Source organism: Dechloromonas sp. ZY10 (genome assembly GCF_041378895.1).
Classification (GTDB): Bacteria; Pseudomonadota; Gammaproteobacteria; order Burkholderiales; family Rhodocyclaceae; genus Azonexus; species Azonexus aquae.
This window is the reverse complement of sequence record NZ_CP144212.1, coordinates 470,752-483,312: the sequence shown is the minus strand read 5'-3', so window position 1 is coordinate 483,312 and position 12,561 is coordinate 470,752. Positions and strand designations below refer to the sequence as shown.

General features: G+C 62.6%; 9 protein-coding genes, 1 tRNA gene and 1 other RNA gene. 3 read left to right on the top strand and 8 right to left on the bottom strand.

Annotated elements, in window-relative coordinates; genetic code table 11:
• Positions 1-17: 17 nt before the first annotated feature.
• Both VX159_RS02265 and VX159_RS02260 read left to right on the top strand, forming a co-directional pair.
• A tRNA-Ile gene (locus tag VX159_RS02265) sits at positions 18-94 on the top strand.
• A gap of 119 nt (positions 95-213) precedes the next feature.
• Complete coding sequence (locus VX159_RS02260) at positions 214-1,578, top strand: hypothetical protein (RefSeq protein ID WP_371324368.1); 1,365 nt, start codon at positions 214-216, stop codon at positions 1,576-1,578.
• A gap of 48 nt (positions 1,579-1,626) precedes the next feature.
• On the opposite strand, the gene VX159_RS02255 is transcribed toward VX159_RS02260, so the two are convergent.
• Positions 1,627-2,763: a methyltransferase gene (locus VX159_RS02255; protein WP_371324367.1), complete on the bottom strand. Its 1,137-nt coding sequence runs from the start codon at positions 2,761-2,763 to the stop codon at positions 1,627-1,629.
• A gap of 134 nt (positions 2,764-2,897) precedes the next feature.
• Between VX159_RS02255 and VX159_RS02250 the strand changes: the two genes are divergently transcribed.
• Positions 2,898-4,118: a methyl-accepting chemotaxis protein gene (locus tag VX159_RS02250; protein ID WP_371324366.1), complete on the top strand. Its 1,221-nt coding sequence runs from the start codon at positions 2,898-2,900 to the stop codon at positions 4,116-4,118.
• 12 nt (positions 4,119-4,130) lie between these two features.
• Here VX159_RS02250 and rnpB read toward each other — a convergent pair.
• The 7 genes from rnpB to VX159_RS02215 form a co-directional block, all read right to left on the bottom strand.
• Positions 4,131-4,511: RNase P RNA component class A (rnpB, locus tag VX159_RS02245), an RNA gene on the bottom strand.
• A gap of 104 nt (positions 4,512-4,615) precedes the next feature.
• Complete coding sequence (locus VX159_RS02240) at positions 4,616-4,837, bottom strand: DNA gyrase inhibitor YacG (RefSeq protein ID WP_371324365.1); 222 nt, start codon at positions 4,835-4,837, stop codon at positions 4,616-4,618.
• A gap of 60 nt (positions 4,838-4,897) precedes the next feature.
• Positions 4,898-6,061 (bottom strand): PAS domain-containing sensor histidine kinase, encoded by a 1,164-nt coding sequence (locus VX159_RS02235; protein ID WP_371324364.1) that lies wholly within the window; start codon positions 6,059-6,061, stop codon positions 4,898-4,900.
• A gap of 11 nt (positions 6,062-6,072) precedes the next feature.
• The gene (locus VX159_RS02230; protein WP_371324363.1) at positions 6,073-10,293 is read right to left on the bottom strand and encodes an EAL domain-containing protein; all 4,221 of its coding nucleotides are present in this window, start codon (positions 10,291-10,293) and stop codon (positions 6,073-6,075) included.
• Positions 10,294-10,424: 131 nt separating this feature from the next.
• Entirely contained in the window at positions 10,425-11,183 is a 759-nt protein-coding gene (gene zapD, locus VX159_RS02225; protein WP_371324362.1) for a cell division protein ZapD, read from the bottom strand.
• A 60-nt stretch (positions 11,184-11,243) separates the two neighbouring features.
• Positions 11,244-11,867, bottom strand: a complete 624-nt coding sequence (gene coaE, locus VX159_RS02220; protein ID WP_371324361.1) for a dephospho-CoA kinase — start codon at positions 11,865-11,867, stop codon at positions 11,244-11,246.
• A complete protein-coding gene (locus tag VX159_RS02215) occupies positions 11,864-12,544 on the bottom strand; it encodes an SPOR domain-containing protein (RefSeq protein ID WP_371324360.1) in 681 nt (226 codons plus the stop codon). Before VX159_RS02215 ends, coaE begins: the two co-directional genes overlap by 4 nt.
• Positions 12,545-12,561 lie beyond the last annotated feature (17 nt).

Here is a 12,561-nt window from a genome sequence, read left to right as displayed (position 1 = left end):
GGTCAGCAGCCGCTTTCGGGACTGTAGCTCAGTCGGTCAGAGCAGAGGACTCATAATCCTTTGGTCGTGGGTTCGAGCCCCACCGGTCCTACCAGAAAACGGGGGTCACAGCGATGTGATCCCCGTTTTGCCGACTGCAAGCCGGCGACCCGGCTGCGCCTATAATGGCCACAGCCACCTGTGCGTGGCCTTTTTCTCACCGGGAGACCCGCCATGTCCCTTGCCGCCATCAATCGTCTGATCCAGCTGTTTGCCGATGCCTTCGAGCAACTGGGGCAACCGGTCGAGATGCCACGCGCCGAACAACTGGCGATGCTGGTACAACGCTCGATGGACCATCGACGCCGGGTTTATCACTCGTCGCAACATCTATTTGCCATGGTTCCCGGGATGAATGCCCGCCAAACCTTGGCAACACTGTTTCATGACCTGGTCTATTACCAGCTCGACGGCGGCTTTCCGACTCTGCTCGACCACGAACTACGCCGCGTCGCCCGCGTCGATAACGGCCAACTGAGTCTGCGCCTGATTGATCGCAATGACTGGCAACTACGCCTGTGCGCTGAAGTCTTTGGCTTTGCCGGAGGCCAGACCTTGTCACCCTATGCCGGCCAGAACGAGTTTCTCAGCGCGGTTGCGGCAGTTCGCCTGCTGCACGACGAACTGCCGCCGCGCGAGCTGTTGGCAATCGTTGCCTGCATCGAAGCGACGATTCCGTTTCGCGGCCCGGATGCCCATGGCCGCGAACTGTCGGAGCGACTCTGGCTCCGCCTGCGCCAGAGCAATCGCGATTTTGCCTGCGGCGCCGACGAGGGGGAACTTGAACGGATGGTTGCCGATGCCATCGATATGGCCAACCGCGACGTCGCCGGCTTTGCCGAACCCGATCCGGCACAATTTCTGGCCAATACCTGGCTGCTGATTGAGGAGTCCAACGCACCACAGGTTGAATCCGGCGTTTATTCGATCCGCGACTACCGCCAGGCACTGGCCCGCATGGAAGGCTTCCTGCGTACACTCAAGCCAGAGTACATCTTCCACCGCGACGGCGTCCGCCCCGAGGCAGGCGAATATGCGGCACAGGTGCAGGCCGCCGGCCGCAATCTCGATTTTGCCTGCGCCTATCTCGGCTGCAAGTTGCTCTCGATCAGTATTGTCGAGGCTTTTGCCCAACTGACCGGCGGTGACTGCCCGATCTCGATGCTGCTCGGCGACCTGCGCGGCAGCGATGGTCCGCCGCTACGGGCCGAGGATTTGCTGCCGGAACTGCCGGCTGCCGCCGACCTCAACCCCGGGCTGCTCCGCGTACTGCAGCATGGACGCGCCCGCGAATCACAAAACGACCTGACCGCCTCGCCACTCAGCGCCTACGTCTACGCCGCACTGGGCGATGCCGCCAGCCGACGCATTCTGGTCGCGGCCCGCGAGATGTTTGCCGGCACCCTGACGCCACAGGATTTCCTGGCTCATATTCCCGCCCCGCTCGTCGACCACCTCGGCCAAGCCTGTGCGCAAATCTCGCCTTCACGCCGCGAACTGCTGCGTCACTGGCTGGCGACACGACATAGCAACGGCTGACGAAAAAACGGCCGACTCGCACGGTCGACCGTAATCATCGCGTCTCTCTCAGGCCCGCCGCAAACGCCACAGCGAGGTGATTTCGGCGGCCCGAGCGGCATGCAAAGGATCGTCTGCGGCTCGACTTTTAGGGTGTTGCGGACGTGTATCCAGGCGTTCGCTCACCGTCAGCCCGGCCGCAGCGATCCAGTCGAGCAACTCCTGACGCGAACGCAAGCCGAGGTGTTCGGCCAGGTCGGAAAGGATCAGCCAGCCTTCGCCGTTCTGGCGCAAATGTGCAGCCAGTCCGGCAAGAAAACCGCGCAGCATGCGCGAATCCGGGTCGTACACCGCATATTCCACCGGCGAGGTCGGCTGCGCCGGCAACCATGGTGGATTGCAGACCACCAGATCCGCCTCCCCAGCAGGAAACAGGTCAGCCAGGCAACACTCGACCCGGGCCGCCAGCCCCAGCCGAGCGAGATTCTCGCCGGCACAGGCGAGCGCCCGGGGTGCCAGATCGGTGGCTACCACCCGCCCAACACCGCGTCGAGCCAGAACGGCGGCCAACACGCCGGAACCGGTCCCGACATCAAAAGCCAGACAGTCTGCCGGTGGGCACGGCAACGGTGCCCGGGCAACCAGTTCGACATACTCGCCGCGTACCGGCGAAAAAACACCGTAATGAGGATGGATGCGTCCACCAACGGCGCTGACGAAAACCCCTTTCTTGCGCCATTCGTGGGCACTGATCAACGCCAGCAACTCACGCAAGGAGACCAGCGAGGCCTCGCCGTCCGGCTCCCCCCAGGCGGCGCAGCAAGGCTCAACCACATTCTGGGCGCGCCGCAGCGGTACCCGGTAATCACCACCAACCTCAACCAGCAATCGGGCCAGCAGGCCAGCCCGCTCGCCCTGGCGCATCCGGTGCGCGGCAAAGGCCTCGGCAGCTGTCGCCGGCACCTTGCCCGGCCGGTTGATCCGGCGCTCGGCCCGGCGCGCCAGGGCCTGCAGCAGATGCCGGGCATTGACCCAATCGCCACGCCAGAGCAGGGCCTGGCCGGCAGCCAGCAGACGCCAGGCAGCATCTGCCGAGAGGGTGTCGTCAACCTGCTCCAGGCTCGCCGGCGGCGGCAAACCAGCCTCGGAACGCCAGCGCGCAGACAACTGCCCAGCGCCGACATTCCATGCAATCACTTTATCCATTAGCCGTGTATTTCCCATCATTCGGCAATTTTAGCTGCTCGCCGACCGGGAGCGCTTATCACAAAAGAAATATATCGATTGAATTATGTCCATCCATTACAATGCCGCTCTCGCTCCCTTTACCGCGTGCCTGCATGAAACGCCTGGATGACATTCTGGCCTGGTTGGCCATCGCTGCCACGCTGTCGATCTGGCTGGCTGCCATTTTCATCGATCGCGGAATCTCGCCGCACCTGCTGTTGCTCCCGGCATTGCCACTGGTCTGTGCGCTTGCCTTTGGCCGCCGCGAGCGCGGTCGCTGGAAGCAAAGACAAAAAGCCTACATGCACGAACTGACGCAGGCGATGGGCGAATACCAGAATCTCTCCAGCCAGGCGATGGACTTTGCCGGCACCCAGTTTTCCAGCCTTGGCCGGGAAATGAGCGATGCCCAGAATGTCATCCGCGAATCGACCAGCCGCCTCTACGGCAGCCTGACCGGACTCGAATCCGAATCCTCCGGCCAGCGCCAAATGCTGAAGACCCTGATCGACGAACTGCTGGCCATGACCGGCAGCAACGAAGAAGGCCGCCAGGGCCAGGCCGGACTGCAACGCTTTTTTGACGAAACCAACAGCCTGATCCAGGAATTCGTCGGAAAGATGCAGGAGGTGCGAACCTCCAGCCAATGCGTCGCTAGCAGTTTCAGCGCCATGAGTTCGCAAGTCAATCTGATCACCAAGGCACTCAACGACATCAGCGACATCACCAAGCAGACCGACCTGCTCGCCCTCAATGCAGCGATCGAGGCTGCCCGGGCCGGCGAAGCCGGGCGCGGCTTTGCCGTCGTCGCCGACGAAGTCCGCAAGCTGGCGGCCCATACTGGCACGGTCAACGCCGAAGTCCGGCAGATTCTCGATGGCATCCTGCATTCGCTCGAAGAAACCAGCGTCCGCGTCGAACAGGCCTCGAATATGGACATGAGCATCGCCGACCGCTCACGCGAAACGCTGGCCAGCCTCGGCCAGGAAATGCAGGGACTGACGGCGACTGCCCGCGAACAGTCGCGCAGCGTCACCGAAATCACCGAAAAAATCCAGCAACTGACCCAGGAAGGCGTGCTGGCCATGCAATTCGAGGATGTCGTGACCCAGATGATGGACCGCATCGGGCGCAAGACCGAGAATGCCGGCGAGTTCCTGCAGGGCTTCCTTGACCTCTACAACGACCAGCAGGAAAGCGACGGCCTGCGTCGCTTCCGCAACCGCAGCCAAAAACTGCAGGAACTGCTGGCCGAATCTCACGCCCGCCAGGCTGCAGTCGGCTCGGTCAGCAAGAGCCAGGCCGCCGCCGGCGACGCCGTCGAATTGTTCTGAGCCGGGAAAAGAGTGGAAAGCCGGCCTGTAAGCCGGGTTCTGTGCCCGCCTTGCGGCGTGCGGCAATCATTCCTCTAGGCCCGCCGTCACCGACGGGCTCAAGCAACCTACCCGGAAGCAGCGCGGGCCACGCCTGATGCTTCCCTATTTGGTCTTGCTCCGGATGGGGTTTACCGTGCCGTCCGTGTTACCACGTCCGCGGTGAGCTCTTACCTCGCCGTTTCACCCTTACCTGATCCTCTTGCGAGGCCATCGGCGGTCTACTCTCTGTTGCACTTTCCGTCGCCTTGGCCTTGCGGCGTATAGCGCCCAGCCGTTAGCTGGCATCCTGCCCAATGGAGCCCGGACTTTCCTCCCGATGCTTGCGCATCCAGCGATTGCCCGGCCGACTTTCCGGCGCGGATTATACGTGGCCGGGCGCCAGGCAGGCCAATTAAATGCGAAACAGGCCCTTTTTCGGCAATTTTTACGGTCGACCGTGAAAAGAGCCGAAAAACTCAGCGCGACGGAGTCTCGGTACCTGCCGACCCGACCGGAAGATCGGCGGGATCGCCCGCCGCACCGGCAATCCGGTAACCGTCGCTTGCCCAGCAACCAAGATCGATCTGTTTGCAACGCTCGGAGCAAAATGGGCGAAACCGGTTTTCCGGCGCCCAGACGGACTCCCCGCCGCACTGCGGACAACGGACCAGACGGGGCTTGATGGGGGTGGCAGACATGGCGGACAAGCGGGGAGAGAAAAACGCGGAGTATCGCCGATCCGGCAGCCTCCGCCAAGCTCAGCCAGCGGTGCGCTGCACACAGTCCTCGGCGCATTTATCCAGCGGCAGATCGATCCAGAAACGACTGCCGACGCCCTCCTCGCTTTCGAAATTCAGCCGCCCCCCCATCGCCTCGATCAGTTGCCGGCACAACACCAGCCCGACCCCGGTGCCTTCGATTGACGACTGTTCCCGCCCGAGACGCTTGAACGGCTGGAACAATTCGGCACGGCGAGACTGCGGAATTCCCATTCCGGTATCAGTGACCGAGAGCCGCAACCAGGGACCACGTACCCGGCAGGACAGGCTGACATAGCCACCATCGCGGTTGTACTTGATCGCATTCGACACCAGATTGAGCAGCAACTGGCGCAAGCGTGCCGGATCGGCCTGTGCGCATAGTTCGGGATAGGCCGAATGCCGCAAGGCGATGCCGCGTCGCTGGGCCTCGCCCTGCAACATTGCCAGCACCTCGTCGGCAATCCCCCGCACCTGAACGCATACCGGAGAGAGCGCCAGCTTCCCCGATTCGATCCGGGCGAGGTCGAGAACATCATTGACCACTGCCAGCAGGTGACGGCCACTGCTCAGGATATAGCGCACCGCATCCCGATGCACCAGTGGTACCGGCTCGGGCTGGCCCAGCGCAAGCAATTCGGCAAAGCCGATCACCGCATTCAAGGGGGTGCGCAACTCATGGCTCATGCTGGCCAGAAACGCAGTCTTGGCCAGGCTGGCCTGCTCAGCTGCCTCGCGTGCCGCGACCAACTCGGCCTCGTTGCGCAGGCGCTGACTGGCATCGCGCAGCGTCGCCACGAGCAACCGCTGGTTGCGCACAGCAGTGACCGCCAAACTGAGATCGGCAATGAACTCGCTACCATCGCGGCGCCGGGCAGGGACGTTGCTTCTCACGCCCTGCTCTGCGGCGGCCAGCCAGGCATCGCGTCCAGCCAGACACTCGGACCGCCAGGACTCAGGCACCAGACAAGCAAACGACTGGCCCAGCAATTCCCCGGCAGCATAGCCGAACAAGGCCAGCGCCGGCTGATTGACGCGCAGGATGCAACCTTCGGCATCGCTGATGATCACCGCGTCCGGGAGGGCATCAAGTACTGCGAGCAAGCGCTCGCGGCTGGCAGCCAAATCGGGAGTCGACGGCCGGTAGCGATAACGCGCAGGCATGGCCCCTCTCCTTAACCCTGCCGGGCCCGCAACCAGACCAGCAACTGTTCGACCGGCATTGCCTTGGCGACATGCCACCCCTGCACCAGATCGCAACCCAGCCCGCGCACCAGATCAAGCTCCTCCGCAGTTTCAACGCCTTCGGCAACCGTGAGCATGTGCATTTTCTTGGCCATCTCGACCGACGACGACAGGATTGCCCGCGACGCCTGGTTTTTCAATGCCCCCCGAACGAAAGAGCGATCCAGTTTAAGCTCGCCAAAGGGGAAGCGTTGCAACTGTTCAAGCGATGAATAGCCGGTACCAAAATCGTCAATCGACAATTGAAAACCTCGCAAACGCAGGCGGCTGGTGACATCCAGCGCAGTTGCCACATCGGCCATCACCCCGGTTTCGGTAATTTCAAGAATCACCGTATCCGCTGCCACCCCATGCGCCTGAATGCTGCCGAGCATGAACTCCGGCAAGCTGATGTCATTGAGCCAGTTAGCCGACAGATTGATCGCTACCTTGAGCCGAAAGCCCGCTGCCGCCAGTTGCCCGATCCCGGCGAGAGCCTTGTCGGCCAGGGTTTTCGACAGTTCGGAAATGAGCCCGTGCTCCTCGGCGAGCCGGATGAACAGATCCGGCGGCACGAAACGGCCATTGTGCTGCCAGCGCGCCAGGGCTTCGACACCGACGGCAACTAGGGTGGCGGCATCGACCTTGGGCTGAAAATGGACACTGAATTCGTCGTTGCGCATCCCTTGTCGCAACTCCTCGACTCCCAGCGAAAATGCAATCCCGGCTTGCGCCGGTGCATGCGCGCCACGCTCCCGACGGGTGGCCAGCAGATCGAGCAGATGTTGGCGAGTCAGGGGTTTGCGCACCGCCCCCAGCAAATGCAGGCCCTTGCTGCGCGCCACTTCGGCAGCGATCTGCAGCAAGCGTTCCTCAACCCCGCTGGCTATCACGATGTCGCCGCGATAGCCAGCGTCGGCCAATCGGCGCAGGAACTCGATACCATCCATCCCTGGCATGCGCAGATCCATCACCAGCAGTTCGATTCGGTTGCTCTCCCGCTCAACCTCGGCCAAGGCCGCCAGGCCGCCTTCGGCTGCAAAAACGCGGGACACCCCCAGCAGGTCGAATATCACACCGAACTGCCGGCGAGCCAGCGGGTCGTCATCGACAATCAGCGCACCGGCCGGCAGGCTGGCAGGGGCCACCGCTGCCAGAGGCAAGGAAGGAGAGGCCGGAACGGCCATGGCGACCTGGGCTTCGACCGCCGCCAACGCATAATCGAGTTCATCGAGCAGGCTGCCTAGCGTCTCGCCGGCCCCTGCCAGCGCAGCCTTCTCAGCTGTCTCGGCAAGTTCGCCACAGCGGTTTGCTGCCACCATCCGGGCCGCCGACTTGAGCCGGTGCAGCACTTGCGCCAAAGCACGGAAATCATGCTGCTGCAGCTGCCGCCGTGCCAACTCCAGGTCCTGCTGGGCTGCTGCGGTGAAAATATCGAGCAACTCCCGAATCTGCTGCGGGCTGGCAGCCCCAACGATCTGAGCCAGCAGAGCCCGATCGAAGGGCGCATCGGCGGCGACCCGTGGCGGCGCAGTCACCGGCGGCACGCTCTCGGCAAACGCTGCCGGGGACAAGTATTGCTGCACGCATTGCCGCAGGTCGTCGAGTTCGATGGGTTTGGGCAACACACCATCCATCCCGGCTTCGCAGCAGGCAGCCAAGTCTTCCGGGCTGTTCACGGCGGTAATCCCGACAATCGGAGCATGCCCGCCACGCTCCTGCTCCGCCGCGCGAATTGCCCGGGTCAGCGCCATTCCGTCCATTTGCGGCATGTTGCGATCGATCAGCAGAAGATCGAAAGGAGCGGTCTTCCAGCGCTTCAGCGCCGCCACCCCATCGGCGACAATCTCGGCTTCACAACCAAGCACATCGAGTTGCATCCGCAGCACCGCCTGATTGGCGGGATTGTCTTCGGCCACCAGAATCCTGGGCTTGCCGTTACGCCGCGGCATTTCTTCCACCGACTGCGAACGCATGCCGCTGTCGGCACGACGGGTCAATTCATCGAGCAAGGCGGTGAATTGCTCGCCCGCACGCAGGATTTCGGCCACCTGGTCGCGCCCTTCGGCATCAATTCCGTCGTTGAAGCGCAGCAACTGCGCATGCCCGAATATCGCCTTGAGAATCTGCCGCAGTTCCTGTGCATGCTCGACCAGCAAGGCTGACCTGGCACGACTGGCCTCCTCGGCCGCATCGCGGGTCCGAGCCAGATCGTCGATCACCCGTTGCTGCAAATGCCGCAGCCGGTAGGCCTCGATCAGATGACCATAGGTCGCCAGCAACGGCGCCAGGTACCCGATCAGTTCCTGGTCGTAGCCCCCGGGGCGGTTGGCCAGCCCGAGCATGCCGACCAACTGATCGCCATAACGAATAGGCAAGCCGAGAAAAGCATGCAGCGGCGGATGTCCCGGCGGCAAACCGCAACGCCGGTGATCGCCGGCCGGATCGTTGGCAATCACTGCCTCCCCAGTGGTCAAGACAGCTCCGAACAAACTGTCATGCCGCCGGAACTCCATCCCCCCTTCGCGATGAGCGGCATAGAACGCACTACTGGCCTCGTCCCAGGCAATATCGCTGATTGCATGCGTCCGCAAGTAAGGGGTGCCGCTATCATCCTGCAGGACTTCACCGATGAAACCGAAGGCGCTGCCGGTGAGGCTCAGCACATTGTCGAGAATCTGGCTGGAGGCCTGAACAATGTCGTGACTGGACACAAAGGACTGCATCGCCCGACGGAGTACGTCAAACAAGCGGCCACGCGCCTCGATGCTGGCCTGCAGGCGCTTCTGTTCGCTGACATCGGTACGGATCGAGATGTACTGCTGTGGCACGCCAGCAGCATCCAGCACCGGAGCAATGGTGGTCTGCACCCAATAAGGTGAGCCGTCCTTGCGCCGGTTCTGTACCTCGCCTTGCCAGGTCTGGCCAGAGGCAATGGTTGCCCACATCCCGTCAAAAAACGCCGCCGGGTGATGCCCGGATTTGACCACCCGGTGATTGCGTCCGATCAGTTCGCGCAGGGAGTAGCCACTGACTTCGCAAAACTTCCGGTTTACATAGGTGATGCTGCCATCCGGAGCGCTTGCCGAAACAATCGCATGCGTGTCGAGCGCCTGTTTCAGGGTTTCCAGTTGTGCCAGTGCCAGCCTTTGCCGTGCCTCCTGCACCAACTGCTCGCGCCGCTGGCGAGCCGCCTGCAGCAATAACCCGGACAACGTCTCAGCATCCCTGGGAGCGGCCAGACAGATCGCCGGCAACAGACGAGCCTGCAAGACAAGGCCAGAAACTGCCTCACGCTCCAGGCAAAACACCGGCGGGAGGGGATCGCCTCCCCGCAAGGCGGCAACCCACTCGACAAGTTCAGCGGCGGTACCGCTCAGCAGTACTGCCTCCGACGCCTGCGCGGAAACCCACGCCGGCCACTCGGCCAGGTCCTCCGGCAACCGCTGCAGTGCCAGCCCGGCAGCACTTGGCATAGGCGGCACCGACGGGTAACAGGCAATCCGGTAGGCTTGCGCCGGCTGCCAGGCTTGGCCACAAAGCAGACGGAGCAAGGCTGCTACCGAAAAAGGCAGCGGCAGTTGCCAGACAATACCAAGCTCGGTCAACGCAGCAGCCTGCCCGGGCACGGCCGGGTCGGCCAGGGCCACTGTCAGCGGCAATGGAGCGGCACCTGCGGAAATCTGCGCCAGCAGCCAGGCGGCCGGCGCAAGAACTATCCCTCCCCGGGTCGCGGCTGGCAGGGCCTCGGTATCTAGTACCCGAAAACCGAGGGACTCAAGGGTGGTGCGCTGCTCCAGGTCGGGCAGTGCCGAATCCGGGGCACCGCAGCAATAAAAGGACCAGTCACTGGGAATTGCCGGCAGCAGGGTCGCATCGCTGCCCTGATCCAGGCGTCCCTCACGAATCAGTGCGACCAGACCATCGAGTGCCAGCAGGGCGCTACGCAGGCGAACCGCCGCCGGAGCCTCGCGCAGGAAGTCGTCAAACAGGCGCAGCAATGCCTCCGCGCGGCCTGCGGCCTCATACCAGCGCTGTTTCTGCAGCAATTGACCGGCCTGCCCCAGAATCTGATGCAGATACTCGCCGGCAGCCCGCTGCCAGCCTTCGCCGCGCAAGACCTGCGCAGCGTCGGCCAGCTCCTTGGCCAGCTTCCATTGCGTCGAGAACATTGCTCTCCCCACCCCCGAACATGCACGCAGCAAGAGCGGGCATGCACAACCGATAAAGGCGGCATTTTAACGGGAATCGGGACCTTGCCAGCGAAGTAAAAACATCTCCGGCGAGGTGCCGGAGATCTTGCTCAGAGATTACAGAAAGTCAGATCGAACGCCACATCGCGTTCGCAGCTTCTGGCCTTGATCTCGCCGGCCGGCGGCTTGGTAAAGCGGATATTGAGGAAATATTTGTTGGCGCTGACTTCGGGAATTGCCGCCTCGCCTGCCTCGAGTTTAATCCGCACCATTTGGGCGGCCGTGCCGCCGAGATTCAGCTGAAATTGCCCGCCAGTTGCGACATAGCCCTTGGGCCGGCCGCTCGAACGCAGAAGCCGGAGCACGATCGCCGCCGCATCGCGCAGGGGCAACACCGGTCGGGTCCACCCCTCAAGCGACTCGCGCCGGGAGTCGGGCGAACGATGCTGCCACCAGTGGTAGGAAGGCAGGTCGAATTCGCAAACACCACCGGGAATCGCAGCCCGGCTCTTGATCCCCATCAGCCAGTCGTTATCGCGCAGATACTGACCGATCTTGCCGGTCATCGCCAGTAGAGCTGCCGATGACTGCTCGATTTCGTAAAGTGCACCGGAGAGCGCCTCTTCGGAAATATCGGGATTGTTGCGATAAGCGAGGAGGGTCTGGCGTTGCCGCTCAAGTTCCTGGATCAGATCCATTTTCAGATCAGCCCGGCCGGCCACTTCAAGAATTTCAAACAGCGTGACCAGGGCCACATGATGTTCGAGTTGACCTGCGCTTTTTGCAAAATACGCCGTCTTCTCAAAGAGATCTTCGAGACGCAGCAAGGTGCGGATGCGCTCGTTGAACGGGTATTCGTAGGTAATCACGCGAGGAGTGTCCGGGACAGCCGAAAATTATTTTTATTTTGAGGCATTTGCAAGCAAATCTCAATGGTTTGCTTTAGCTTTTTCCGCAGCTTGTGCGAGATAAGCCGTATGCAAACGACAGAGCGGCGCATGTAAATCCTCTGTCCGTGAGGCATTGAGCACAATGTCGTCGGCAATCGCCAGCCGCTGTTCACGCGTTGCCTGGGCAGAAATAATCGCCTGCGCCTCAGCAGAACTCAGACCATTGCGCAGCATGACCCGGGCCAACTGCAACTCGACCGGACAATCGACAACAAGTATCCGGTCACAGCGCCGCCGGTAAGCCCCGCTCTCGACCAGCAGCGGCACTGCCAGCAAAACGTAAGGCGCCGGATCGGAATGACAGCGCTGCTCGGCCACTTGGCGGATCATTGGATGCAGGACTGCCTCCAGTTGGCGCCGTGCAGCCGGGTCAGCAAATACCCGGCGCCGCATCGCCGCACGGTCAAGAGCTCCATCAGGCGTTGCAATATCAGCGCCGAAGCTGGCAATCAGTGCCGCCATGGCCCCGCCTCCGGGGGCCGTCAGTTCATGCGCGATCGCGTCGGTATCGACCAGTCCGGCGCCTTGCTCGACCAGCCAGTTGGCAACCGTGCTCTTGCCACTGCCAACCCCGCCGGTCAGGCCGACTACATAAGCGCTCACGGGCAGTTTTGCGGCATGCTGCGACCGCCTTCACCCAGCGCGGCTAGCAGGGCTGGCTGCTGGGCCTGTGGCCCGCGGAGCCGCAGACCCAGGCTCGTCTCGCGCCCCGGCCGCTCGCCGACACGGGCTGAACGCACCCCCTTGGCTTTCAATTCGGCCAGCCGCTCTTCAGCCCGGCTTTCGGCCGAAAAAATTCCCAGCGAGATGGCAAAACGCTGCGCACCGTCATTAACAATGAAATAGTCATTGATCCCGAGAGTGCGCAACTGCCCGGCCTTGCGTTCGCTTTCAGCCTTGTTCGACAACGGAGGAATATAGACCCACCACTGACGAGCCGCAGCTTCGCCAGCCCCCAGCCGCTCGACCCGGAACTCGGGAAATTTGCTGGCCAACCACTCTCCCAGCTTGCCGGCTTCGGCCTCACCGAGACCTTCCCAGAGCAGACAGCCGAGCACTGCCGGCTTATCTCCCCCGGACAGGGCAGGGTCGGCGGCCAACGGCTTGCTCTCTTCAGCGGCCGCCGGCGCCTCGCCACGCGAGACGATGCGCAAACGCTCCGGATGTACCTGCTGCGCCAGGCGCCGGGCATCGTCGCTCCCGGGCGAACCGAAATAGCCCGCCGAGAAAGCGTAGAACAGCAGATTGGCAAATACCAGCAGGAAAACCAGAGCTCTCACGGTCGACCGCGTCTTTC

Excerpts from the sequence above, each read along its gene's own strand:
- VX159_RS02230 (WP_371324363.1), bottom strand. The coding sequence starts at position 10,293 with ATGTTCTCGACGCAATGGAAGCTGGCCAAGGAGCTGGCCGACGCTGCG.
- VX159_RS02235 (WP_371324364.1), bottom strand. The coding sequence starts at position 6,061 with ATGCCTGCGCGTTATCGCTACCGGCCGTCGACTCCCGATTTGGCTGCC.
- VX159_RS02260 (WP_371324368.1), top strand. The coding sequence starts at position 214 with ATGTCCCTTGCCGCCATCAATCGTCTGATCCAGCTGTTTGCCGATGCC.
- VX159_RS02255 (WP_371324367.1), bottom strand. The coding sequence starts at position 2,763 with ATGGATAAAGTGATTGCATGGAATGTCGGCGCTGGGCAGTTGTCTGCG.
- VX159_RS02250 (WP_371324366.1), top strand. The coding sequence starts at position 2,898 with ATGAAACGCCTGGATGACATTCTGGCCTGGTTGGCCATCGCTGCCACG.
- VX159_RS02240 (WP_371324365.1), bottom strand. The coding sequence starts at position 4,837 with ATGTCTGCCACCCCCATCAAGCCCCGTCTGGTCCGTTGTCCGCAGTGC.